The sequence below is a fragment of the Pseudomonas rhizosphaerae genome (genome assembly GCF_000761155.1).
Taxonomy (GTDB): Bacteria; Pseudomonadota; Gammaproteobacteria; order Pseudomonadales; family Pseudomonadaceae; genus Aquipseudomonas; species Aquipseudomonas rhizosphaerae.
Window position 1 is genome coordinate 2,368,828 of the sequence record NZ_CP009533.1, and the last position, 24,560, is coordinate 2,393,387.

The window sequence follows — 24,560 nt, forward strand, 5'->3', positions numbered from 1 at the left end:
ACGCGTCGAACTGAGGTAAGCTCAGCGTTGGAATTACCAGGCACCGAGGTGGGTTTGTCGAATATTCGTGAAGTGGCACGCCTGGCAGGCGTTTCAGTGGCCACGGTGTCGCGGGCGCTGAAGTCGCCCGAGCGCGTGCTGCCCGAGACGCGCGAGCGGGTCCAGGTTGCCGTTGAACAGGCCGGCTACAGGCCCAATCTGCTGGCCGTGCAGTTCCGTTCGCGACGCACATTCAATCTGGTCGTCCTCGTGCCGCACATTGCCAACAGTTTTTTTGCCCGCGTCATCAGCGGTGCGCAGAGAGCGGCCCATGCTGCCGGCTACCGCGTGCTGCTGTGCGACACCTTGGGTTGCGAAGCGACCGAGCGCGAATACGCCGATCTGGTCCATGCCCATCAAGCCGATGGAGTGCTGCAACTGCGTGCCTACGATCCGTTCGAGTCGATCAAGGACACAGGTCATCTTCCGCCCATGGTCAATGCCTGCGAAGTGCTGGAAAGCGGCCGTCACCCCACCGTCAGCCTGGATAACCATCGCGCGGCCAAGGCGCTTACCGAGCATTTGCTGGCCTTGGGTCATCGGCGAATAGGCTTGATCAATGGGCCGGGCGACAGCCCGCTGACCCGCTACCGACGAGCCGGTTATGAAGCTGCCCTGCAGCAAGCCGGTGTCGCGGTGGACGCTGCGTTGATCTGCCCAGGGGATTTCAGCCTGAAAGCGGGCTATGACGGCGCCTTGCAACTGCTCGACAGTGCTGACCGTCCTACCGCGTTATTCTGTGAAAGTGACGAGATGGCCATTGGCGCCTTGAAGCGCATCAAGGAAATGGGCTTGCGGGTGCCCGAAGACGTTTCGCTGGCGGGTTTCGACGACATCGAGCTGGCTGCCTATTGCGATCCGCCCTTGACCACCATCGCCCAGCCCGCCGAATCCTTTGGTGAACAGGCGGTGAGCATGTTGATCGAACTCATTGAAAAGCGACCGCTCGCGGCACGTCACGTGACGCTGCCGTACCAGCTTACGGTTCGACAAAGCACCGCCCGCATTGCAGGCTGATCCGCTGCACCGCTCGGAGAAGACTCATTTTTTCTGACGCCGGCAGCGTTCCGAGCAGTACCGGACTTCATCCCAGCAGCGTGCCCATTTCTTGCGCCAGGTGAACGGAAGGCCGCAGGTAACGCATTGTTTTACCGGTAGCTCACTTTTCTTCAATGACTCTCCCCAGGCAATGCCTGCATCTTTGCTGAACGCTGAAATGACTTGGGACTGTATAAAGATACAGCCCCTCGTTAGAATGGCACACCTGCCCTTCACCTGGACAAAAGAATGGAACTTCATCTTAGCCAAACCAGTGCGGCCATCGCCATGGTCAGACGACTCCAGTCCGAATTGACCGACTTGAGCGAAGTGCTGCGCGCATCGGTAGATCAGGTACGTGTGGATGCCATGTTTGCCCTGGATTTCCGCCCCGAGGACGCAGTTCGCAGCGAGCCGATTGAAGTGCGCGTATTGCACGGGGAAGACGCGGTGCAGGCGGCGTTCGAGGCATTGACCAGCATCTGGGTCAAAATCGGCCAGCACCCGAGGGAAACCTTGCGCGTACCGGGTGCTATCGCCCTGCCCCAAGCCGCAATCGACAAGATCCTGCAGACCAATGCCACCCGCGGCGAATTGATACGGTTAATTAGTGCGATCGAAAAGACCAACGATCGGCGTAACGTCTGGGGCAGATTCAAGGGCAGTGGCAACGGTATCGTTCCCAAGCAAGCGCTGCGGCTGACCAATGTGCTCAGCGACCCGTTGCACATCAACTTCTACTGGGATGACACCGGCTCCTCGGGCGCGCGCAAGATGGCGGGTGATCTTCTCGAAGAGTGGAAGGAGTTGCTCGAGCAATATCACGATAAAGAAGCAACGGTGCACCACTCCTCCGAAGCGTCCGCTGAAAATGCCCTGCTCTATGGCATCGATATGTTGGCCAAGTTGGACCCCAACGAGCAGGTGGCGATTCGTCGCTTGGTGCAGCCTCATATCCGAGCGCGCGTCAGGAATGGTGACGCCAAGGTGAAGCCAATCATTGCGCCCGTGCCCTTCGTGTATGAGCTAGGCCATCCCGTGCCAAAGATCAAACCTCTGCCATCTTATGAACCCAAGGTCCTGGTCAAGAAAAACACTCGCTTGGCGTTGCTCGAAGATGACCCTTATGTCGAGGCGATGAATCTGTATCGCTACAAGGAGACTCATCGTGAATATGGGGCTGTGCAGAAGAAGCCAGTAGCAAGGCAGGATCAATGATCTAAGTGGCTACAGGTGATGTAGATAGAACTACGCATTAATAACATCATGATACGGCAGGGTGTTGTGCGCCACTCATCCTCTCTCACGCGTAAATTCATGAAACGAAGTAGAACCCGCGCGTACAACCGCCCTCCCCTCTGTAATCACTATGCTGTGAACACGGTCGAGAGGTTACTGCAATCACGGCAGATGTCATGATGTTATCATTGCGATCTATGCTATTAATCCTATTCCTCCAGGGGCTCGTGCTATTGAGCTTTTCGCGGCCGTTGCCGTCCTCTTCAGACCTGTGTTGAACGTGCTGACTACATTCCTTGTCATGATGTTATTACCAAGTATCTCCCAGCTGTTGCGTCAGCACTGCCGCACCCGTAAATCTCCTATAAAATGCGAACTCTCTGTTTGCCCAGGTAGCCATCAGGTGTCAGCCGCCCCCCTCTCTTCCCGTGAAACGTGCCAATTGTTTCGCGACATCGCTCTGGGGATTCGTACCCTTCGGAATCTGGATGAAACACCCTGGGCCGACGCGCTGGGCGCGACGATGGTCGTTGGCGCCGATGGCTGGATCATCACCCTTCGCATCCACGAAGACGGTCGCTTTCACTGCGAGCGCTGTGAAAGCTTGGACGGACGCGTCTATGCGTTCGATTCTTCCCAGCGTTACGGCACCGACCCTATCGAGCTATTGAGCACTTGGGAGCTTGCTCGGCTGGCGACGCTGCTTGGCGAGATGTGAGTGCGCTGCAACAACAGGGCACGCAGCATTTTCTCCTTCCAAACCGCAGTGAGGGCACTCATACAAAATCATACAGGCAACTGTTAATGGGAATCGTTTGCGGATAGAATCCGCTGCCCTTTTCCCTTCTCCTGCCTGGATCGATGACCCATGCGTCGCACGCTACTTTCGCTGTGCCTGCTGCAAACTGCCTCGATGCCCGCCTGGGCGTTATCGCCCGTTGAAGTGCCAGGCAACATCCAACTCGAAGCGGTGAACATCGACGCCGACAGCGACTTTGAACGAGCGGACGGCCCAGTCTCCGGCTACAGGGCCACGCGCTCGAAGAGCGCGACTCGCACCGACACTGCGCTGCACGAAACCCCGCAGTCGATCAGCGTGGTGCCTCGTGATGTTCTGGAAGACACGGCTGCCACGCGCTTGCAAGACGCGCTCGATTACGCAGGCGGCGTAGGCCGTGCCAACAACTTCGGTGGCCAAGGGTTGACGACCTTCACGGTGCGTGGCTTCACCACCGGCGAGTTCTACCGCAATGGCTTTCCGATAAACCGCGGCTATCCCAATGCACCGGACGCCAATACCGTGGAACGGCTGGAAGTGATCCGTGGCCCTGCGACCAGTTTGTACGGCCGCGGCGACCCGGGCGGCACCTTCAACGTGGTCAGCAAGCAACCGCTGACCGAACGCAAGGTGACGGTGGGCAGCGAGTTGAATGACCAAGGCATGCACCGCGCCACACTGGACGCCGGCGGACCGCTCAGCGAGGACGGGCGCCTGGCCTATCGGCTGAACGTGTTGGGCGAAGGCGGCGACAGTTTTCGCGACGACGTGGAGACCGAGCGTTACGACGTTGCCCCCGTGCTGAGCTGGCAAGCCAACGACAGCACCAAAATCGTCTTCGAAGGCGATTTCATGCGCAACAACCACCCGCTGGACCGCGGCCTGACGCGTTATGCCACCCAGCGTGGCAGTGCGTCGCGCGACACCAACGTCTGGGAGAAAGGCAGCGACAACCTGCTGCACAACGACAACGACATGGCCCAGCTCAGGTTCGAGCATCAGCTCAACGACGACTGGACCCTGGCCGGCGGCATGCAGTGGCTGGACGGCAGCCTCAAGGGCAATGCGGTGGAGGCCAACGGCGCGCCTGCGGATGGCCGCACCCTGCAACGCAATTTCAACTACCGCAAGCTGGAATGGACCGACCGCGATTATCAGTTGAACCTGACCGGCCATTTCGACACCGCCGGCTTCTCGCACACCTTGCTGACCGGCGTGGAGTACGAGGATTACGACTACCGCTCGATCATCCAGCGCTCGTCGGCGGCAGCGGGCACCTATGCCATCGACCTCTACACCCCAGTGCTGGGCCAGCCGCGCCCTGCCCTCACCCGCACCACTACCCACGACAAGGAAAACCTGAAGACCTGGGCAGCGTTCATTCAGGACCAGGTCGCCCTGACCGAGCGCTTCAAGGTGCTGGCCGGCGTGCGCCTTGAGCGCTTCGAACAGGATTACGACAACCGCTTGCCTGGCTCGGTAGACTGGAGCGCTGCACAGACCAGCGCAACGCCGCGGGTCGGCGTGATCTATGACCTCACCGATACGCTCGCGCTGTACGCCAACACTGCGCGTTCCTTCAAGCCTAATAGCGGTGCGAGCCGCGATGGCAGCGGCTTCGATCCGGAAGAAGGCAAATCGTACGAGCTGGGCTTGAAGTGGGAAGCCCTGGATCGACAACTGAGCGTCGACAGCGCCGTCTACCACATCGTCAAGAAAAACGTGCTGACCCGCGATCCCATCGATCCAACCTACAGCGTGGCGGCCGGCGAAGTCACCAGCCGTGGCCTGGACATCACCGTCGCCGGCAACCTGACCCCGCAGTGGCGCATGATCGGTGGCTATGCCTACGTCGATGCGCGCGTGACCCAGGACAACAGCCTTCCCAATGGCACGCGTCTCGCCAATATTCCGCGCAACAGCTTCAGCCTGCTCAACACCTACGAGTTCCAGGACGGCGCAGCCAAGGGCCTTGGTGTGGGGATGGGCGTGAAGTACGTAGACGACCGCGTCGGACAGACCGCGGCGCAAACCTACACCATGGACCGCTACACGGTGGTCGACCTGCTCGGTTTCTACCAGCTGAACAAGCATGTCCGCCTGAACCTGGAGTTACAGAACGTGTTCGACGAAGGCTACGACGAAGGCGCGTTCAACACCTATGCCTACCCCGGCGCGCCGCGCGCGGTTCAGGCGGGCGTTGCGTATACCTTCTGAGGCGTTGAACGGCGCTGGCGGGTTGCCGCTTCAACTCATCCAGTTGCCGCCATCGACGTTGTAGGTCTGCGCCACGATGTAGTCGCTTTCAGTGCTGGCCAAAAAGATCGCCATGCCCACCAGGTCTTCGGCCGTACCCATGCGGCCGAACGGGACTTCCAGGCCGACCAGGCGTTTCTTCTCGCCCAGCGGGCGATTTTCGTGACGGGCGAACATCGCATCGACGCCGTCCCAGTGCTCGCCATCGACCACCCCCGGCGCGATGGCATTGACGTTGATCCGCTCCTTGATGAGGTTGAGCCCTGCGGATTGGGTGAGGCTGATCACGGCGGCTTTGGTCGCGCAGTAAACGCCCACCAGCGCCTCACCCCGTCGCCCTGCCTGGCTCGCCATGTTGATGATCTTGCCGCCATGGCCTTGGCTGATCATTTGCCTGGCAGCGGCCTGCAGAGTGAACAGCGTGCCGCCGACATTGATTGCGAACAGCTTGTCGTAGCTGGGACGGGTGATCTCGGTAATGGGCGCCAGGTCGAACAACGCCGCATTGTTGATCAGGATGTCCAGCTTTCCGGCGTGGGCGACCACCTGGGCTATCGCCCGGTCGATGGACACCTGGTCGGTCACGTCCATTTCGACGGCGTACGCCGCCGGGCCGAGTTCGGCCGCCGTTGCCTGGGCGCGAGCCAGGTCGATGTCGGCGATGGCAACGGTGGCGCCCTCACCCAGGTACGCCTGTGCGAACGCCCGACCGATGCCCCGGGCCGAGCCGGTGATCAGTGCACTTTTACCTTGTAGACGGTTCATTAGATCTACCTTTGGAATTCGGGATGAAGGGCAGCTTCACTGCTTGGGGTAACCGGCTCGCTTCATGTCGCGCTCGGTGGTGGACTGGGCGGAGGCCAGCGCCTGATCGACGGTCATCTGACCGGTCAGCGCGGCGGAAAGCAGCTTGCCCACCGACGTGCCTATCGACTGGAACTCGGGTATCACCACGTACTGGATGCCGACATATGGCACCGGCTGCGCGGACGGTTGCGAGGGGTCGGCGTGTTTCATCATCCGCAGCGTCACCTGGGCAAAGGGCGCGGCAGCCAGGTAGGCATCGCTGTAGGTCGACATGCGGGTACCGGGCGGCACGTTGGTGATGCCGTCCTGTTCGGTCACCAGCTGGATGTATTGCTTGGACGTTGCCCAGGTGATGAACGACTTGGCGGCAGCCTTGTGCTTGGACGTCGCGGGAATGGCCAGCGACCAGGCATACAGCCATGACGAACCCTTATCGGTCACCTCGGTGGGTGCCGGCGCGAAACCGACACTGTCCACCACCCTGCTCTGTGCCTTGTCGGTGGTGAAGGAGCCGGCCACGCTGGCATCGACCCAGAGCGCACACTTGCCGCTGTTGAACAGCGCCAGAGTTTCGTTGAAGCCATTGCTCGAAGCGCCAGGCGGACCGTATTTCTTCAGGGTGTCGACATAGAAGGTGGCGGCGGCTTTCCATTCAGGGCTGTCGAGTTGCGGCCGCCACTGTTCGTCGAACCAGCGCGCGCCAAAGGCATTGGCCATGGTGCTGAGCAAGGCCATGTTCTCGCCCCAGCCGGCCTTGCCGCGCAGGCACATGCCGTACTGGCCCTTGGCTGAATCGGTGAGTTTGGCAGCGAACTCGCCCAGCTGCGACCAGGTCGGGTTGGGCGGCATGCTCAGCCCTGCCGCCTTGAACAGGTCGGTGCGGTAGTAGGTGACGGTGCTTTCACCGTAGAACGGCAGCGCGTACAGGGTATCGTTGACCGAAAGGCCCTGGCGCACGGCAGGAAAGATGTCCGCGACGTCGTAGTCGGCGGGCAGGTCAGTCATTGGCTCCAGCCAGTTCTTCGCCCCCCATAGCGGTGTTTCGTAGGTGCCGATGGTGAGTACGTCGAACTGACCGCCCTGGGTAGCGATGTCGGTGGTCAGGCGTTGCCGCAGTACGTTCTCTTCGAGCACGACCCAGTTGAGTTTGATGTCGGGGTGCTGTTGCTCGAAGACTTTGGACAGCCGCTGCATTCGGATCATGTCGCCGTTGTTGACGGTGGCGATGGTCAATGTCTCGGCGGCATGGCTGGCGAGGGTGAATGACAGACCAGCAGAAAGGATCAGCGCATGGGTAATCTTCATGGGGCTCTCCGCTCCGAGCCGCGTTGACCGGAGCTTTTGTTTTTGTTGTGGATCGCTGAGCGTTCGAGTCAGCGACGAGTCGATTAGAGCAGCTGTGCAATGGGCGCTCAAACGCTCGACGAACCCGACGTCGATACTTTTTTGATCCCGAACGCGCACCGGGTGATACAGCAAAAAAGTATCGGAGGGGGGTGCTTTACAGGCTACCGATATGGACGGTTTTCAGAGTAAGGTTGGCGACATCGAACCGCCGAACAACACCAAAACAACGATAAAAGGGGCACTCGATGCCTGATCGCCGCGCCGCCATGTTCGAGTACCGTCAGCCTGACCTGGAGGTCATTCTGGCCCAGCCAGACCAGAGCTTTCGCTGGTACGAGCATGACTATCCCTATGCCCTCGCGCGCTGGAACCATCATCCCGAATTCGAAATTCATCTGATCCGCCGCGGTAACGGCAAGCTGTTGGCGGGCGATTACATGGGGCCCTTCGGCCCCGGTCATGTCGCCCTGATCGGCCCCGGACTGCCCCACGACTGGCTGGGTGAAATGCCTGCAGGTGAGCAACTGGCAGGGCGTGACGTCGTATTGCAGTTCGACGGCGCTGCCCTGCTCGCCCTGCGCAGCACGTTGCCCGAACTGGCCGAGTTGCACAGGCTGTTCGAGCGCGCCCACCGCGGGATCGAGTTCAGCGGTGCTACGGCGGTCGAAGCGGCTGCATTGCTGGAAAGCATTGGCCGGGCGCGCGGCCTGAAACGGCTGGCGCTGTTTCTGCAACTTGTGGAAACCCTGGCCAGCGCACCGGAAACCGAGCTGCGGGTGCTGGCCAGTGCCGGCTACGCCCCTTCCCTGGACGCACTCAGTGCGCAGCGCATCAACCAGGCATTCGATTACCTGACCCGCGAGCTGACCGCCGACGTGCGTCTGTCGGTCATCGCGGCGCAGGTCGGCATGAGCGAAGCAGGCTTCTCGCGGTTTTTCAAACGCATGACCGGCCACGGTTTCATCGACCTGATGCGCAAGCTGCGGGTGCAGCGCGCGTGTCGATTGCTGGCGCAGACCCAGCATTCGGTGGCTGATATCTGCTTCGAGGTGGGCTACGAGAACCTGTCGAACTTCAACCGGCATTTCCGCCATGAAATGCAGCAGACACCCAGTGAATACCGACGCAGCACAGCCATTTGACCCATACAGGAGCAAGGATCGACATGCAGTTACCTTCAGTGGTGGTGTTCGGTGAAGCACTTACCGATCTGGTTCAACACACACCCGGTCGTTGGCAAGGCTATCCGGGCGGTGCGCCGTGGAACGTGGCGCGAGCGATGAGCCGCCTGGGCGTGCCGACGGCGTTCGCGGGGTCGATCAGTACCGACTCGCTGGGCGATGAGCTGTACCGGCAATCCGAAGCCGCGGGCCTGGATCTGCGCTACTTGCAACGCGTCGACGCCGACCCGCTGGTGGCCATCGTGCCCTCCAGCCACCCTCCCCGCTATTTTTTCGCCGGCGAGGCGGACCTGCATTTCGACGTTCGGCTTCTGCCGGCGGGCTGGCTGGACGCTGCGCAGCTCTGCCACTTCAGCTGCATCAGCCTGGTGCGCCAGCCACTGGGTGACAGGCTGGTGGAGGTGGCTCGGCAGGTGAAGCGACACGGCAAGCTGATCAGCTACGACCCCAACTGGCGCAATCTGATGGACAGCCGTTACCGCGAGGTGACCTTTCCGGCGATGGTGGAACTGGCGGACATCATCAAGTTGTCCGATGAAGACTTACGTCAGATCTACCCCGGCTCGAGCGAAGAACAGGCCTTGCAGCAGCTGCGCGAGATGAACGCGAACGCTCAGGTACTGTTCACCCGTGGCGCCGAGGGCATGGTGTTGTTCACCTTGGGCAGCAAAGTCGAGCAAGCGGCCATCGCCGTCGAGGTGGCCGATACCGTGGGTGCTGGCGACGCGAGCATGGCGGGCTGGCTGGCTTCGGGCCTGTTGGGTATCGACGAACCCCAGGCACGCCTGGCGTTTTCTGCGGCGTGCGCATCGGTGTCCTGCGCGAATGCCGGTGCTTACGCGCCGAGCCGGCAAGAAGTCGAGCAGCTCCTCGCTCGTTCAAGAGAACTGCGTTAAGCCCTTCGCGGCCGATGACCGCTCCCACGACAGTACGCAGCGCCTCTGTGGGAGCGGTCCGTGGCCGCGAAGAAGGCGACGCCGTCTATTCAGCAATCCAGCGCCTCGGCAGCTTCGGTGAGGGAAGTAACGACGATATCCCAGTCCTGGATCGGCGCAAGGTCCTTGGTCTGCTGGGCGCCATACTCGGTAGGTCGGCAAACGAACACCGTGCGCATGCCGTTTTCGCGCGCCGCGACCAAGTCGTCGTTGTGCGCAGCGACCATCGCAGTTTCTTCGGACAAACGGCCCACAGCGGCGATGGTCCGTTGATAGGTCACCGCCTGCGGCTTATAGGAGCGACTCAGCTCTGCACCGCCAATCACGTCCCATGGCAGACCAGCGTACCGAGCCAGGTTGAGCATGCCGGCGATGTGCCCGTTGGACAGCGCGCCGATGGCGAACCTGCGCTTGAGTCGGGTGAGCCCTGCCACGGAATCGGGCCACGGGTCGAGGCGTTCCCATGCCTTGGTCAGCTCGTCGCGCTGCTGGACCGGGATAGCGGCCAGGTCCACGCCATGTCGCGTCAGCACCGTGTCCAGGTTCTCGCGATTGAGCACATCCAATGTCACGTATTGCCGCCGCCCCGACCTCACCTCCTCCATCGAGGGCTGATACAGCCCGCGCCAATCGCTGGCGAACTGCAACGGATCGACTGAAATGGCATGACGCGCCAGAAAGGGTTCCACCTCCCGTGCCACGCTGGTACGCCAGTCGACGACGGTACCGAATACGTCGAAACCCAGGAAAGCGACCTGATCGAACACAGGGTTCATGTTTTGCCCTCGACGATGGCGCAGGGGATATCCCCGCACTCGCTGTACAGGGATAGACCGGCGTGCCCCTCAGCCGTTTGATCGGAATTCACCGCAGGCACGATGAACGCCAACCACTGAACTCAACCGATCGGCAGTTCGCCGGTCACGATTGCCGTGACCAGAAAGATCCCGAACATCGGCAACGACCACTTGAAGAACTCCTTCTGGTATTCACCGAAGGTCATCTCGGTGCGATTCATCAGCAGGAACAGCCAGGCCACGGTGGGGCTGGCGTAGCGCAGCGCCTGGCCCATGAACGAAGCGACGCCGATTTCGGTGGGGGTGATGCCGAAGCTGTACGCGATCGGCGCGACCACCGGCAGGATGCCGAAATAGTAGGCGTCCACCGGCAGTGCGTAGCAGGCCAGCGCGCCGAGGAAAGCGAAGATCAGCGCCGTGTGGCTGCCCATCGATTCGGGGATCAGGCTGGCCATGTGCTCGGCCACCGCGCCGGCCATGCCGCTGCCGTTGAAGATGCCGAGGAAACAGCCCGCGGCCAGAATGATCGATGCCACCGCCACCGCATCGCCGCCGTTGGCGGTGATGCGCTCGCGCTGCTCCACGGCGGTGTAGTTGACGGTCAGTGCCAGCGCCGTGCCCAGCATGAACACCACCGCGCCACTGGCCCAGCCGGCGATGAGGATCACCAGCATGGCCACCGTCAGTGCCAGGTTGAACAGAAACAGCTTGGGCCGCTTCAGTTCCTTGTCGTGGTCTTCGATGACCGTGACCATGTCGGCTATCTGCTCGGCGGTGACAATGACCTTTTCACCGGCAACGAAGCCCAGGCGTTTACGCTCCTTGATCCCCATCAGGTACGCCATGCCGAACACGTAGATGAACGACACCCCCAGAATCGGCAGGATCGCCACGAACAGCGTGTTGACCTCCAGGTTGAGCACCGCCGCCGCCCGTGCCAACGGACCGCCCCAGGGCAGGCAGTTACCCAGCCCGCACGGCAGGATGATCAGCATGGCCAGGTTGGACAGCTTCATGCCCATCTGCTTGTACAGCGGCAGGAACGCGGTGGTGATGATCAGGATGGTGGTGGTGCCGTCACCGTCCAGGGTCACCACCGAGGACGTGAATGCCGTCACCAGGATGATCTTCAGCGGGTCGCCGTTGGCCTTGCGGATCAGATAGGTACACAGTGGGTCGAACAGCCCCACGTTCATCATCAGGCTGAAATACAGCACGGCGAACAGAATCATCACCGTCGGGTTCACGGTGCCCAGAGAGACTTTGCCGTCTGCGCCCTGGGAATAGAACAGGCCCTCCCTGATCCACTTGATGATCATCTCCAGCGGCACACCGCTGAGCAGGCACACCAGCACCCCGACCGCAAGTGACACGACGATCAAGCCAGTGAAGGGCGAAAGTTTCTGCCTGATCACCAGCAGCAGGAACGACGTGATCAACGTATAGCCCAGAATGGTCAGCATCCGAACGTCTCCACCTATTATTTTTATCGTGAGAAGCAGCGTTTATTGCGCAGGCCCGGTCTTGGCCGCCGAGCCTGACGGGCCTCAGCGGCCCTGCAGCAACTGAGTGACCCAGTCGGGTGCCAGCTCGGGCAGCGGCTCGCCGTTGTCGCGGCAGCGGACGTACTCGTCGATCACCTCGCGACGTTGCTCTTCGTAGGCACCCTTCTTTTCCGATGCTTCGAGCACTTCCAGCAGACGCGCCCGCGGCACCACGGTAACGCCGTCGTAGTCGCCAAATACCAGGTCGCCGGCAGCCACTTCGACCCCGGCGCAGGTCACGGTGGTGTTGATCTTGCCGGGCCCCTGCTTACCGGGGCTGCGCTGCATGAAGCCCTTGGCATAGACGGGAATATCGAGTTCGGCCAACGGCAGCTTGTCGCGCACGCAGCCATCGATGACCAGGCCGGTCAACCCGACGGCCTGCGCCGCGCCCGCCATCAGGTCGCCGATGTAGGCACGCCCCGGATAGCCCTTGCCGGCCACCACCAGTACGTAACCTGGCTGGCCTTGATACACGGCCACGTGAATCGGGAAGTTGTCGCCGTCTTCAGTGTCGACGGTGTACGCGGTACCGAGCATGATCTTGCGCTCGTCGAGCGGCATCAGGTCGGCGTCCATGGCGCCGTTGCGGGCGATGCCCAGCTTGGCCATGCCATCGCACAACTGGGCGGGACTGAGCTTGCGGAATCGGTCGAGCAGGTCTTGAGGGATCCGTTCAGGCAGGGGCAGATAGTGTTCGGTATTCATGGGGTTGTCCTCAGCGATGGTTGACCAGGTGGCGAATGGCGGCGCGGTAGTCCAGTTCGCTGCCGTTCTCGCCCAGTTGCTTGTGCCAGTCGGTGGCGGCGAGCTTTTCCAGCTGGCGATGGCTGGCCCGGGACATGGTGGCGTCGACCCCGGCGTCTTCGAGGGTGGCGACCACGTCGTCCATCTCGGCGCTGCGGCGCTTGGCATGGATCAGGGTGCGGGCGGTGAAGGTGTTGGCCAACTGCTCGACCGTCTTACCGTTGAGTGATTCGCCTAACGACTCGACGAGGGTATCGAGCACGCCGAACTTCTCTCCCGCCTGGAACGCTTCGATCAGCAGTTGCGGCAGCCCTTTCATGACCACGCTTTTCAGCATCTTGATCGCTGACGCGGCGCCCGGCTTGGCGTCGAGCACGGTCAGGCGCATGCCGTAGGGGGTGAAGGCATCGGCGAAGGCCTGCGCGCCCTCGCCTGCCAGCAACATGGGCACCCGGTGGTTGTTGCCGGGCACGGTGCCCATGACCGCAGCGTCGCAGAAGGCCACGCCTTCGGCCCTGGGCAGTGCATCGATGGCCTGCTTGACGGTGGGTGCAGCCGAGTTCATGTCGACGTAGCTCTGCCCGGCGACGAGCAGCGGCACAATGCGCTCGGCGACTGCCAATGCACTGCTGGCGCTGGTCAGGCAGACGATGAAACGCGCGCCCTGGCAAGCGGCTTCCAGTGAGTCGAAGAGTGTGACCTGGGTGCTTTCAGCGCGCTGGCGGATCGCCGCGCCTCGTTGGGGGTCGCCTGCGTTGGCATCGAAGGCGCCGAGTTGCAGATCGCCTTGGCTGCGCAAGCCGGTGGCAAGGTGGTAGGCGGCTTCGCCAAAACCGATGAAGACCAATTCCATCAACGTGTTCCTTTTTTGTATTGTTATTGACTTGACGGGAGCAAGGCATATGCCAACTCGAGGATCGTTGCTAAGGGTCTATTGAAATCAAGAGGTTATGGAAAACCCTCACAGCTGATGGACAACTGCAATGCACGGGTTTCCTTTCATTCGATTGCAAAACCTTTCAGCCTCTTCTAATTTGCAAAGCTTGGCATCGACAGAAAATAAAAAGGACCTGCCCGTGTTGGGAAAACTTGCAGTGATCTCCCCTTCCACTACCCTGACTGCCGTGATGAACCAGGTACTGGCCCGACGAGGCCTGAGCGTTGCGGTGGTGGAAGCTGCGCAGCACCAGGCAATAGTGATGGCGCAACAGGCGCTCGACGACGGCGCCAGCGTGCTCATCAGCCGTGGCAAGACCGCGAGCGTGCTGCGCGAGCACTTCCAGGTGCCGATTGTGGAAGTGCGCCACACGTTTTTCGACTGCATCAATGCCTACCACAAGGCGCTGCAGGTGTCGGAGCGAATCGCGTTCCTGGCCACGTCCGACGGTTACGCGGCCATTCTGGAAAAAGCCCGGCCCTTCATGCCGGCAGTGACCATCTGCCCGATCGACCCGTTCGGCAGCGCGCAGAGCACCGACGCCCAACTTAACCGTCTGCAGGCCGAGGGCATCGAGGTGGCCATCGGTGGCCTGTCGCTGGAGCAAGCCGTCAAGGCGCGCGGCCTGCGCTATATCATGTCCGAGGCCGATGCCGACGCCGCCTTTGATGCCATCGACGAAGCCTTGCACCTGCTGCGCATCGAGCAGGAGCGGCTGCACAAGCGCCTGGAACTGCAGGGCCGCTACGAGATGATTCGCTCCATCCTCGATTGTGTGTCCGAAGGCATTTTCAGCATCGACAGCCAGGGCGTGATCACCAACATGAACAATGTCGCCACCCAGTACCTGGGCAGTGTGAAGTGTGGCGACAATGTGGCCGGCCTGCTGCCACAGGGTTATTTTGCCCGGGTGCTGGGAAAGGGGGAGGCGGTACGGGGCGCCTTGATCAACCTGGGGCGCCTGTCACTGACCCTGAGCATCGCGCCGATCACCCTGGGCGAACAGGTAATCGGCGCAGTCGCAACCCTGCAGAAGCAGACCGAAATCAAAGCCATCGAGCAGAAAATGCGCCGGCAACTGGCGCGCCAGCACGTGGCCGAGAACACCTTCGCCTCGATCATCGGCAGCAGTCCGGCACTGGCCAAGGCCAAGCGCCTGGCGCAGACCTTCGCGGCGGTGGACAGCACGGTGATGATCGAAGGTGAGACCGGCACTGGCAAGGAGCTGTTCGCCCAAGGCATCCACAACGCATCGAAACGCCGCCACGGCCCGTTCGTGGCGATAAACTGCGCAGCGTTCGCGCCCGGCGTGCTGGAGAGCGAGCTGTTCGGCTACGTGAAAGGTGCGTTCACCGGCGCGTTGGCCGAGGGCAAGGCCGGCGTGTTCGAGCTGGCCCACACCGGCACGATCTTTCTTGACGAGATCAGCGAAACCTCGGCGGAAATCCAGCTCAAGCTGCTGCGCACCTTGCAGGAGCGCAAGGTGGTGCGCATTGGCGACGACAAGGTCACGCCGGTGGACATCCGCATCATCACGGCCAGCAACAAGCGCCTGCCGCAGCTCGTGGCGCAAGGATTGTTTCGTGAGGATTTCTTCTACCGCATCTGCGTGCTTAAACTGCAATTGCCTGCCCTGCGCGAGCGCCGTCAGGACATCCCGGAACTGGTCTCGCACCTGCTGGCCAGTTTCGGCATCCCGACCGCGCCGCCTGGGCCAGACTTGCTGGCACGGCTGAGCGCCCACGACTGGCCAGGCAACATTCGTCAACTGGGCAACATCGTCGAGCGCCTGGCGGTCATGGGCCAAGGTCGCGAAATGAGCGGTGCGTGGGTGCAAGAAGCACTGGAAGACCTGTCCGCCTCGGCTCAGTCCCTTCCTGCACTTGCCTGTGGCGAACAGGCCATGCTGCTCGAAGCCTTGCGCAGCGTGCGTGGTAACCGCGAACAGGCCGCACGCCTGCTGCAGATCAGTACCACGACCCTCTGGCGGCGGATGAAGAAATATCAGGACCTCGACCCGGATGCGTTCACCGCGGCTCGTTTCCACCGGCCTCAGGGTCCATCGGTTGCACGCTGAGATTCAACCGGGATGGATGCTGCCAAAGGTCAAGAGTAGGCCTGGGCACGCTGACGGACCGGCTGGGCGTATCGCAGCGGCTGCTGCCGCGCCAGCTGCGCTTGGACCACGGCAACCGCTTCCAGCACACGGTGAGTCCAGCTGTTGTCGTCCGGACGCACCACGACCACGCGAAAGCCGTGCTCGTGGCCTTCGCTTTCCACGCCTTCGGAGTCATCGACGTGCAGGTCGATATCGAAGGCAGGCGGAAACTTCGAGGGCGAAAGGCTCATGCCATGGCTGGCCAGGGCCCGACTGTGGACTTCGCTGTTGACCACGCCATCCACGCGGATGCCGTGCAGCAGCAGCCAGCGCTTGATATAGGCCGGCGTTCGGCCCGACGAGGTGTATACCCAGATGCTGCAGCCCTGGCGGCGCAGTTCGCGAGTCAACGAACGGGTGCCGATGCGCAGTGGCTCGCCAAGCCAGCGGTGCACGAAGCCCGGCAGCCAGCTGCTTTCGACGTCACTGTGATGGGGCAGGCACGCCAGGGTGTCGTCGATGTCGAATGAAATACGCACGCGCGGACGGTTGAACGGATTCATCGCAATAAGACCTGTGATCGCTTGCCGCATCTTGGCGGGCAACGTGTGTTTTGGTGACTGGTTCATCGTCCCCGGCCCTCGTGCAACGCCACCTGCTTGTGGCTGAGGAAAAACTTCTTCGGGTCCGGCGCCTGCTCTTCGAGGAAGGCGGCGTATTTCTTCTTGATCTTGGGCAATTCGTAGAGCGCCTTGACGCCATGCTTGGCGGAGTTGCGGATCACCGACGAAGGGTTGAAATAGCCCTGCGCATTATCCAACGAAAGCACGAAGGGCGGTAGCCCGGCGCGGATCAGCAGATAGCTGACGATCAGCGAACCGGTGCGGTTGTTGCCTTCGATGAACAGCTGCGGTTTGCTCAGGATGCGCACATAGACACCGGCGGCGCGCTTCCACACCGACTCGCTGCGGTAGGTGCAATACCAGTTGTACAGGTCCTTGATGCCGCCTTCGGTATTGTTGAAGAAGTGCTCTTCGGTGGCGACCAGGTGCTGGGCGAATTCCACCCGCCGCGCCGGATCGCGCCCGCACAGGACGGTGGCATTGATTTCCAGCATGAGGTTGACCTGTTGCAGATCGAACAGGTCGACCCCTTCAGCCACGTATTCGTCGACCAGGGCGTAGCCCGCCAGGACGTTCTCCACCACCTCGTCGGTCAAGGGATCACGCTGTTCGGTGAAGTGCTCGCTGAGCTGGGCGAAGCGGCTCTGCACTTCGCGCAGGGCACGTTCGATCGCGGGCAAATCTAGACGCTGCGTTACCGACATGAATGATCCTGAATCCGTGGTGGGTGAGACAAAGCAATGGCTTCCTGCCATTGATTAGCTGAACTTGCCGCTGATGTAGTCGCCGGTCATCTGTTCGCGCGGGTTCTCGAAGATCTGCGCGGTCGGGCCCATCTCCACCAGGTAACCGGTACGGGTGCCCTGGGAAATGTCCACCGAGAAGAACGCGGTGGTGTCGGCAACACGGATCGCCTGCTGCATGTTATGGGTCACCAGGGCGATGGTGTAGTCCTTCTTGAGCTCCACCATCAGCTCCTCGACCCGGCGTGTGGCGATTGGATCGAGCGCCGAGCACGGCTCGTCGAGCAGCAACACTTCGGGCTCGGTGGCAATGGCGCGGGCGATGCACAGGCGTTGCTGCTGGCCACCGGAGAGCGACAGGCCGCTGACCTTGAGCTTGTCCTTGACCTCGTCCCACAGCGCGGCGCCTTGCAGTGCGTGCTTGACCCGATCACCCAGGTCACCCTTGTAGCGGTTCAGGCGCAGGCCGAAGGCAACGTTGTCGAAGATGCTCATGGAAAACGGGTTGGGCTGCTGGAAGACCATGCCGATGTAGCGACGTACGACCACCGGGTCCACGCCCTTGCCGTACACGTCCTGACCCAGGAAGTGCACGTGGCCTTCGAAACGAAAGCCCTTCACCAGGTCGTTCATGCGGTTCAGGCTGCGCAGCACGGTGCTCTTGCCGCAACCCGACGGGCCGATGAAGCCGGTGATCTTGTTTTTCTCGATCGGTACGTGGCTGTCACGCACGGCCATGAAGTTGCCGTAGAAAATCTTGTCGAGCTTGCAATCCATGACCACAGGTGCCTGGGTCGCGAACGGGACGGCTTTTTGCACGGATAGTACACTCACAGTATAGGTGCTCCCATTCTCAGAACTTGGGCTTGCCGAAAACACGACTGACAATGTTCACAAACAGCACGATCATCACCAACACGAGGGAGGCCGCCCAGGCGAGCTCCAGCTGGTTGTCGAAGGGCATGCCGGAAAAGTTGTAGATCAGCACGGCCAGCGATGCGGTGGGGTTCATGACCGCCAGGCTGCCTTCGTGGTAGATCCAGTAGTTGCTGAACAGCGCGGTGAACAACAGCGGCGCGGTTTCACCTGCGGCGCGCGCCACGGCGAGCATGACGCCAGTGAGGATCGCCGGCATGCCGGTGGGCAGGATGATCTTCCAGATCACCTGGGAGCGCGTGCAGCCCATGCCATAGGCGGCGTCCTTCATGACCTTGGGGACCATCTTCATCGACTCTTCGGCGGTCAGCACGACGATCGGCAGCATCAGCACGGCCAGGGCCACGCCGCCGGCAGGCGCCGAATAGGTTCCGGTGGTCATCACCACCAGCGCGTAGGCGAATACGCCGGCCAGGATCGACGGCAGCCCGGTAAGCATCTTCGCGGCGAACCGCGCGGCGTTCGCCAGCTTGCTGTCCGGGCCCAGTTCGGCGAGGAACACCGCTGCCATGATGCCGACCGGTACCGCGATGGCTGCGGCGATGCCGACCATCACGAAGGTGCCGGCCATGGCGTTGCCGAAGCCGCCACCGGTCTCGAAACCGGTCGGTGGCAGCTCGGTGAACACCTCGAGGCTCAAACGCGCCCCACCACGGGTGATCAACATGTACAGCACCGACAACAGCGGTACGCTGGCGATCAGCGCACCGGTCCAGACCAAGGTGGTCAGCACCAGGCTACGCAGGGCGCGGCCTTCGAACTTGCGCTGCAGGCTGGGCAACGCGGCGGTAGGAGCGCTCAGGCTGGTCATCATTTAGTCCCCCGTTGTGCGTAGACCATGAGCATGGAACCGATGACATTGACGATCAGGGTGATCAGCATCAGCACCAGGGCCGCGTACATCAGCACTTCGATCTCGCTGGGCCCTGCTTCCGGGAAGTTCAGCGCCAGCAACGCCGCCAGTGTGTTGGCCGGCGCGAACAGCGACAGCGAGATATTGTTGGCGTTACCCACCAGCATGGCCAGGGCCATGGTTTCACCCAGTGCCCGGCCCAGGCCCAGCACCAGCGAGCCGAAGATGCCGGTGGCGGCCGACGGCACCATGACCTTGAGAATCGCTTCCCAGTGGGTGGTGCCCATGCCATAGGCCGCTTGCTTGGTTTTCATCGGCACGGCGGTCAGGGCGTCCTGAGACACCGCGGCGATGGTTGGCAGAATCATGATGGCCAGCACCAGTGCGGCCGGCAGCAGCCCAGGCCCGCTCAGTGATGTGCCGAAAAAGGGGATCCAGCTCAGTTCGGTGTGCAGCCAGGTCGTCAGCGGGCGAATAGCCGGGATCACCACATAGATGCCCCACAGGCCGTAGACCACGCTGGGAATGGCGGCGAGCAGTTCGACGATGGTGCGAAACACGGCAGCGAGCTTGGCGGGCAGAAAATCCTGGGTCAGGAAGATCGCCATGCTGATGCCGAAGAAACCGGCGATGACCAGCGCGATGAAGGCGCTGTAGAGCGTGCCCCAAATGGCCGGCAGGATGCCGTACTTGCCCTGGTTCACGTCCCACACGGTGCCGAACAGCATGTCGAAGCCGTGTTTTTCCATGCCCGGTAGTGCCTTGCGCCCTACTTCGAAAATCAGGGCAAATACCACGGCCAGAATCAGTACCACACCGACGCGCGCAAGCGCACGAAACGTGCGATCGACCAGGAAGTCCTTCGTCGAAGGCGGCTTGCAGGCTGAGTCCGGGTTATCCGGTACAACGAAAGGGCTGTTCATTGATGAGTTCCGGGGTGTGGAAGAAGACCCCGCCCGGCAGGGCAGTCAAGCCGTTGCCGGGCAAGGTCCCGCGTCTGTCACTGAATGTTGGCGCTGGCTTTGCGAACCTGCTCGACAACCGACGGTGGCAGCGGGATGTAGCCCATCGAGTCAGCGATCTTCTGGCCTTCGGTCAGGCTGTACTCGATCATGTCGCGCATGGCCTTGGCCTTGGCCGGGTCATCGTTCTGCTTGCGGAAGATCATCCAGGTGTAGGTGGTGATCGGGTAGGATTTCTCGCCTTCGGGGTCCGGCAGCCAAGCCACCAGGTTTTCCGGCATCTTCACTGCGGCCAGGGCCTCGGCACCGCTTTCGGCGTTGGGTACCACGTACTTGCCAGCCTTGTTCTGCAGCACGGCGAAGTCGACCTTGGCCAGTTTGGCGAAGCCGTACTCGATGTAGCCGATCGCACCCGGAGTCTGGCGAACGGTGGCGGTCACGCCGTCGTTCTTGGGCGACTTGATGAACTTGTCACTGGCCGGCCAGTTGACGGTATTGCCCTCGCCCAGGTCAGCCTTGAACGCCGGGTTGATGGTGGCCAGGTGCTTAGTGAACACCGCCGTGGTGCCGCTGGAGTCGGCACGCACGACCACGGTGATCGGCATGTCGGTGAGTTTCAGGTCCGGGTTGGCAGCCACGATCTGCGGATCGTTCCACTTGGTGATCTTGCCAAGGAAGATGTTGGAGTAGACGTCGCGCGGCAGTTTCAGGCCCTTGGGGCTGCCTGGCAGGTTGTAGGCCAGGACGATTTCGCCTGCGGTCATCGGCAGCAGCTGGGCGCCTTCGGCGACCTTGGCGATGTCTTCATCTTTCATGGCCGAGTCGCTGGCGGCGAAATCGACGGTCTTGTTCAAAAAGTCCTGTACGCCTGCACCGCTCCCCTTGGACTGGTAGTCGACAGTGACGCCAGCGGTTTTCTTGCTGAAGTCCTTGAACCAGGTGAGGTAGATCGGGGCTGGAAAGCTGGCGCCGGAGCCGGTCAGCCGGACGCTTTCAGCAGCGAAGGCCATGGAGCTGGCGCTGAGCGAGACGGCAACGGCGAGCGCGGCAGACTTCATCAAACTTTTCATCAAAGAAACTCACTGAGATAAAGGGCAACGGAACTGTGCACAGCTTTTGTTACGGTTTGATGAATCCGACGACTGGCTTGGTTGAATTCGCGCACACCGGACGCGTCAACTGCAGCAACATGTTGTAACCTCGCCCCGCTATTGTCTGAGCCTCGCCAGTGCGCAGGCAGGGGCATTCATCGTTTATACGCTTTGGTGGTTCGCGGGCGCGGACCGCCGCTTACAGAGAATCCGAACATGCGGCATTCCATGATCAATCGTTGGTGTATGGGCTTGCTGGCCCTGTGCCTTTGGGCAACCGTGCCCGCCCATGCCGAACCCGCCCCGGCACCCGCGGCCAATACCGCCAGCGCGCCGGCCGAAGTCCTGGCCACCCCGGCACAGCTCAGCGACCAGCTCGACCAGATCCGGCAGAAGGTCTCGACGGCAGCCAATGACGACCTGCTCGCCAGCCTGCGTCAGGCCGCTTTGCAGGTGCAGCGTCAGGCCGACGCCCTGCTTGCCCGCCAGGGTGTGGACATGGGCCATCTGGATGACCAGCTCAATGTGCTTGGCGCCGCTCAGCCCGACGAGCCGCAGGCCCTGACCACCCAGCGCCGGACCCTGGCCAACCAGAAGAAGGCGTTGACCACCGACCAGACCGACACCACGGCGCTGAGTACTTCGGCGGGCGACCTGGCGGCACAGATTCTGAACGTGCGCCGCAACCTGCTGGACACGCAGATCAGCACACGCTCGGCCAGCCCGTTAAGTTCCGCGTTCTGGTCCAGCCTGGTTCAACCCACCGACGACGACGTGAGAAAGCTCGGTGGCTTGTGGCAAGACGTTTCCCAGGTCTTCGCCACCGCCATGGCGCCTGGTTCGCGCGGCACGTTCATCGGCGTGCTGGTGTGCGCCCTGCTGGTGTGGGTGGTAGCCAGGCGCTTGATCGAGCGGCTGCTGGTGCGGGCGATGATTCGCTGGTTCCCCGAAGGCCGCCTGCGCCGTAGCACACTGGCCCTGGCCACCGGCCTGACCACGGTGCTGACCATCAGCGCGGCGACCTCGCTGCTGCAATGGGGCATCGTCAGCCACTCCCAACCCAGCGCCAATGTGCTCAACCTGATCGACCAGGTGCAGACGCTGATCCTGTTCTGCGCCTTCATCGTCGGCATGGGCCGCGCCCTGCTGATGCTGCCCAACCCGTCCTGGCGCCTGCCGACCATTCCCGACCCGGTGGCCACCGCCATCGGCGTCCTGCCTGCGGTGCTGGCACTCGCCTTGATGGCGATCGGCACTTTCGAACGCATCAACAGTGTGATCGCCAGCAGCCTGGCGCTGTCCGTCGCGGTCAACGGCCTGACTGCACTGGTGGTCTCCTTGATCCTGGTCTACGGCCTGGTGCGCGTACGTCAGACCCGCCGCCGCCTCGCCCTCGAACGGACCGCCGGCCTGGTCGGGCTGATCCCGTTCATTCTGGCGGTGTGGGTCGGCATCATCCTGCTCGGGCTGTTGAGCGGTTACCTGACGCTGGCCTATGTACTGACGGTCAAGCTGCTGTGGATCAGCCTGGTGACCTCCACTGCCTACCTGCTGACCACGTTCTTCGTGGACGTCTGCGAAACCCTGCTTTCGCCCAAACAGGCCGGTGGCCAGGCACTGGGCGCGATGCTGGGCCTGTCGCCACGGCACCAGGCCCAGGCCAGCACGTTGCTCGCCGGCATCGGCCGAACCGTGCTGTTGTGCATCGCGCTGATCCTGGTCTTCATGCCCTCGGGATCGAACCCCAGCGAACTGCTGGCAAGCTTCGCCCGGCTGGACGTGGGCAGCAAATCCCTCGGTGCCTTGAATATCGTCCCGGGCGATATCCTGCTGGCGGTGGTATTGCTGGTCGGCGGGCTGCTGAGCATTCGTATCCTGAAGAACTGGCTGGGTGACCGCCTGCTGCCGGAAACCAACATGGACGCCGGCATGCGCGCCTCGCTGGTGACCCTGGTCGGCTACATCGGCTTCGTGCTGTTGGGTATCGCCGTGCTGTCGACGCTGCGCATCAGCCTGACCAACCTGACCTGGGTGGTCAGTGCGTTGTCGGTCGGTATCGGCTTTGGCTTGCAGGCAATCGTGCAGAACTTCATCTCCGGTCTGATCCTGCTCACCGAGCGGCCGGTCAAGGTCGGCGACTGGGTCAGCCTGGCCGGCGTGGAAGGCGACATCCGCCGCATCAATGTGCGCGCCACGGAAATTCAGATGGGTGACCGTTCCACGGTGATCGTGCCCAACTCGCAGTTCATCACGCAGAACGTGCGCAACGTCACCATGGGCAACGCGCTGGGCGTGGTAGGCATCACCCTCACCCTGCCGCTGGACACCGACGTACTGAAGATTCGCGACCTGTTGATGACCGCCTATGCCGAGCACGAGGCCGTGCTGAGCGAGCCGGCACCCTCGGTGACGTTCAAGGACCTGACCAATGCGGGCCTGCTGATCAGCGTCAGCGGTTTCGTCAACAGCCCGCGCTCGGTTGGCGGCGTTCGCAGCGACCTGCTGTTCACCATTCTCGACCGCCTGCGCACCATGGGCGTGGCGCTGTCGGCACCGCAGAGCATGTTGTTGGTCAACGACAAAGTCGACGCCAGCCCGGCTCAGGAACAACCAACGATCAGTTGATCGTCGCCTTCGCGCTGGCAACCCGATGAAGCAAAACGCCCCTGCTCGCCGTACGGCGGCCAGAGGCGTTTTTACAGGGGACGCTGATGGCTCAGTTTGATTGCCGGGTAAACAGCACCTCGACATCCGCCGTGATCTGGTTATTGGCACCCAGGTAATCGATCAGCTCGGCAGCGCGACTGCCGCGCAGGCCGGCCGTGGTGATTTCACCGTCATAAACATAGGTGTACACACCCGACACGGCGAATGCCTTGAGCTGGGCGATATGCCGGGCTTGTGCTGCCTGAGACTGCTGGAACGCATCGCTCTGGAAAAACTTCCGACGCGCCAGCGGACTGACAAACGCAATTTCCAGCACGGCCAGTTGCGCACGTACCGGCGTGGCAGTGTGCGCGACGTCCGGCGCAGGCGGATGCATGCCGTCGTTGTCGAAAGGCGCGCACAAGTGCAGGCGCACTTTGAGCACCGCCTCGCTGGCCGCCAGCAATGGGCCCAGCTCGTCGCGCAGGTATTGATGCAGACTTTCCAGCGTGCCGCGCGGACTCAGGTGCAAATGGATGCGGTCGGCTTGATCGAGGCCGTTCATCACCTCGTCGCCGGTGCGGTTGACCAGGTTGATCGAACCTTCGGGCAGATCGTAGGCCAGGGTTTCTTCGAACATGTTCTGCTCGTCGCTGAACAGCAGCGAGCTGGCGTCCTGAAACTGCTTTTGATCGGCTGCGGACAGAAAACCGATTTCCACGCCGCCGTCGAGTTCGTAGTCGCTGATTTCCTGAATGCCTTCGGCCAGGGGCCACAGGTGCGCATCCTGCTCCCGTGAAAGGTGGTGCTGGATGTACAGACCCAATCCGGGAAGCCGCGCGCACAGCGGACCGTGCACATCGCGCCAGTAGTGGGCGAATATGTCGTGCGGTACCCGTGGTCGACGTTTGACAGTGGTGTAGCTGTTGATTTCGATCATGCATCACCCGTGGGATTGGAAAC

General features: G+C 61.9%; 22 protein-coding genes. 8 read left to right on the top strand and 14 right to left on the bottom strand.

The features are described 5' to 3' along the window. The first annotated feature begins 54 nt into the window (after positions 1-54). Complete coding sequence (locus LT40_RS10575; RefSeq protein ID WP_043193579.1) at positions 55-1,056, top strand: LacI family DNA-binding transcriptional regulator; 1,002 nt, start codon at positions 55-57, stop codon at positions 1,054-1,056. 24 nt (positions 1,057-1,080) lie between these two features. On the opposite strand, the gene LT40_RS21240 is transcribed toward LT40_RS10575, so the two are convergent. Then, positions 1,081-1,212 carry a DUF2256 domain-containing protein gene (locus LT40_RS21240; protein ID WP_084139884.1) on the bottom strand — a complete coding sequence of 44 codons (132 nt, stop codon included), beginning with the start codon at positions 1,210-1,212 and terminating at the stop codon, positions 1,081-1,083. A gap of 114 nt (positions 1,213-1,326) precedes the next feature. On the opposite strand from LT40_RS21240, the gene LT40_RS10580 reads away from it, so the two are divergent. The 3 genes from LT40_RS10580 (at position 1,327) to LT40_RS10590 (ending at position 5,311) form a co-directional block, all read left to right on the top strand. Beyond that, positions 1,327-2,295: a DNA replication terminus site-binding protein gene (locus LT40_RS10580; protein ID WP_043189741.1), complete on the top strand. Its 969-nt coding sequence runs from the start codon at positions 1,327-1,329 to the stop codon at positions 2,293-2,295. 424 nt (positions 2,296-2,719) lie between these two features. Continuing rightward, the gene (locus LT40_RS10585; protein WP_043189744.1) at positions 2,720-3,034 is read left to right on the top strand and encodes a DUF7693 family protein; all 315 of its coding nucleotides are present in this window, start codon (positions 2,720-2,722) and stop codon (positions 3,032-3,034) included. Between the two features lie 150 nt (positions 3,035-3,184). Next, entirely contained in the window at positions 3,185-5,311 is a 2,127-nt protein-coding gene (locus tag LT40_RS10590) for a TonB-dependent siderophore receptor (RefSeq protein ID WP_043189748.1), read from the top strand. A 30-nt stretch (positions 5,312-5,341) separates the two neighbouring features. Here LT40_RS10590 and LT40_RS10595 read toward each other — a convergent pair whose 3' ends face one another. Together LT40_RS10595 and LT40_RS10600 are read right to left on the bottom strand one after the other, a co-directional pair. Beyond that, a complete protein-coding gene (locus LT40_RS10595) occupies positions 5,342-6,115 on the bottom strand; it encodes an L-iditol 2-dehydrogenase (RefSeq protein WP_043189751.1) in 774 nt (257 codons plus the stop codon). Between the two features lie 36 nt (positions 6,116-6,151). Next, entirely contained in the window at positions 6,152-7,462 is a 1,311-nt protein-coding gene (locus LT40_RS10600) for an ABC transporter substrate-binding protein (RefSeq protein ID WP_043189753.1), read from the bottom strand. A 287-nt stretch (positions 7,463-7,749) separates the two neighbouring features. Here LT40_RS10600 and LT40_RS10605 point away from each other — a divergent pair, with 287 nt between their 5' ends. Beyond that, positions 7,750-8,646 (top strand): AraC family transcriptional regulator, encoded by an 897-nt coding sequence (locus LT40_RS10605; RefSeq protein ID WP_043189755.1) that lies wholly within the window; start codon positions 7,750-7,752, stop codon positions 8,644-8,646. Between the two features lie 23 nt (positions 8,647-8,669). Continuing rightward, entirely contained in the window at positions 8,670-9,581 is a 912-nt protein-coding gene (locus LT40_RS10610; protein WP_043189756.1) for a carbohydrate kinase family protein, read from the top strand. Between the two features lie 89 nt (positions 9,582-9,670). Here the strand turns inward: LT40_RS10610 and LT40_RS10615 are convergent, their stop codons facing one another. The 4 genes from LT40_RS10615 to LT40_RS10630 all read right to left on the bottom strand — a co-directional run bounded on the left by LT40_RS10615 (position 9,671) and on the right by LT40_RS10630 (position 13,561). Continuing rightward, complete coding sequence (locus tag LT40_RS10615; RefSeq protein WP_043189759.1) at positions 9,671-10,396, bottom strand: haloacid dehalogenase type II; 726 nt, start codon at positions 10,394-10,396, stop codon at positions 9,671-9,673. Between the two features lie 122 nt (positions 10,397-10,518). Then, entirely contained in the window at positions 10,519-11,880 is a 1,362-nt protein-coding gene (locus tag LT40_RS10620; RefSeq protein WP_043189761.1) for a CitMHS family transporter, read from the bottom strand. 84 nt (positions 11,881-11,964) lie between these two features. Continuing rightward, a complete protein-coding gene (locus tag LT40_RS10625) occupies positions 11,965-12,669 on the bottom strand; it encodes an S-adenosylmethionine--2-demethylmenaquinone methyltransferase (RefSeq protein ID WP_043189763.1) in 705 nt (234 codons plus the stop codon). A 10-nt stretch (positions 12,670-12,679) separates the two neighbouring features. Continuing rightward, positions 12,680-13,561, bottom strand: a complete 882-nt coding sequence (locus tag LT40_RS10630; protein ID WP_043189765.1) for a DUF1932 domain-containing protein — start codon at positions 13,559-13,561, stop codon at positions 12,680-12,682. A 223-nt stretch (positions 13,562-13,784) separates the two neighbouring features. Here LT40_RS10630 and LT40_RS10635 point away from each other — a divergent pair, with 223 nt between their 5' ends. Next, positions 13,785-15,722 (top strand): sigma 54-interacting transcriptional regulator, encoded by a 1,938-nt coding sequence (locus tag LT40_RS10635; protein ID WP_043189768.1) that lies wholly within the window; start codon positions 13,785-13,787, stop codon positions 15,720-15,722. A 29-nt stretch (positions 15,723-15,751) separates the two neighbouring features. Here LT40_RS10635 and LT40_RS10640 read toward each other — a convergent pair whose 3' ends face one another. From LT40_RS10640 to pstS, 6 genes are all read right to left on the bottom strand, one after another. Further along, complete coding sequence (locus LT40_RS10640; protein ID WP_337587994.1) at positions 15,752-16,306, bottom strand: hypothetical protein; 555 nt, start codon at positions 16,304-16,306, stop codon at positions 15,752-15,754. Between the two features lie 62 nt (positions 16,307-16,368). Further along, positions 16,369-17,070, bottom strand: a complete 702-nt coding sequence (locus tag LT40_RS10645; protein WP_043189774.1) for an adaptor complexes medium subunit family protein — start codon at positions 17,068-17,070, stop codon at positions 16,369-16,371. A 54-nt stretch (positions 17,071-17,124) separates the two neighbouring features. After that, complete coding sequence (gene pstB, locus LT40_RS10650) at positions 17,125-17,886, bottom strand: phosphate ABC transporter ATP-binding protein PstB (protein ID WP_010210300.1); 762 nt, start codon at positions 17,884-17,886, stop codon at positions 17,125-17,127. A gap of 76 nt (positions 17,887-17,962) precedes the next feature. Beyond that, positions 17,963-18,856 carry a phosphate ABC transporter permease PstA gene (pstA, locus tag LT40_RS10655; protein WP_043189782.1) on the bottom strand — a complete coding sequence of 298 codons (894 nt, stop codon included), beginning with the start codon at positions 18,854-18,856 and terminating at the stop codon, positions 17,963-17,965. Continuing rightward, complete coding sequence (gene pstC, locus LT40_RS10660) at positions 18,856-19,821, bottom strand: phosphate ABC transporter permease subunit PstC (RefSeq protein ID WP_043189784.1); 966 nt, start codon at positions 19,819-19,821, stop codon at positions 18,856-18,858. The genes pstA and pstC overlap by 1 nt, the downstream gene beginning before the upstream one ends. Positions 19,822-19,898: 77 nt before the next feature. Next, positions 19,899-20,930, bottom strand: a complete 1,032-nt coding sequence (pstS, locus tag LT40_RS10665; RefSeq protein ID WP_043189787.1) for a phosphate ABC transporter substrate-binding protein PstS — start codon at positions 20,928-20,930, stop codon at positions 19,899-19,901. Between the two features lie 237 nt (positions 20,931-21,167). On the opposite strand from pstS, the gene LT40_RS10670 reads away from it, so the two are divergent. After that, a complete protein-coding gene (locus tag LT40_RS10670) occupies positions 21,168-23,576 on the top strand; it encodes a DUF3772 domain-containing protein (protein ID WP_043189790.1) in 2,409 nt (802 codons plus the stop codon). Between the two features lie 91 nt (positions 23,577-23,667). Here the strand turns inward: LT40_RS10670 and LT40_RS10675 are convergent, their stop codons facing one another. Then, positions 23,668-24,537 (bottom strand): EthD domain-containing protein, encoded by an 870-nt coding sequence (locus LT40_RS10675; RefSeq protein ID WP_043189792.1) that lies wholly within the window; start codon positions 24,535-24,537, stop codon positions 23,668-23,670. Positions 24,538-24,560 lie beyond the last annotated feature (23 nt).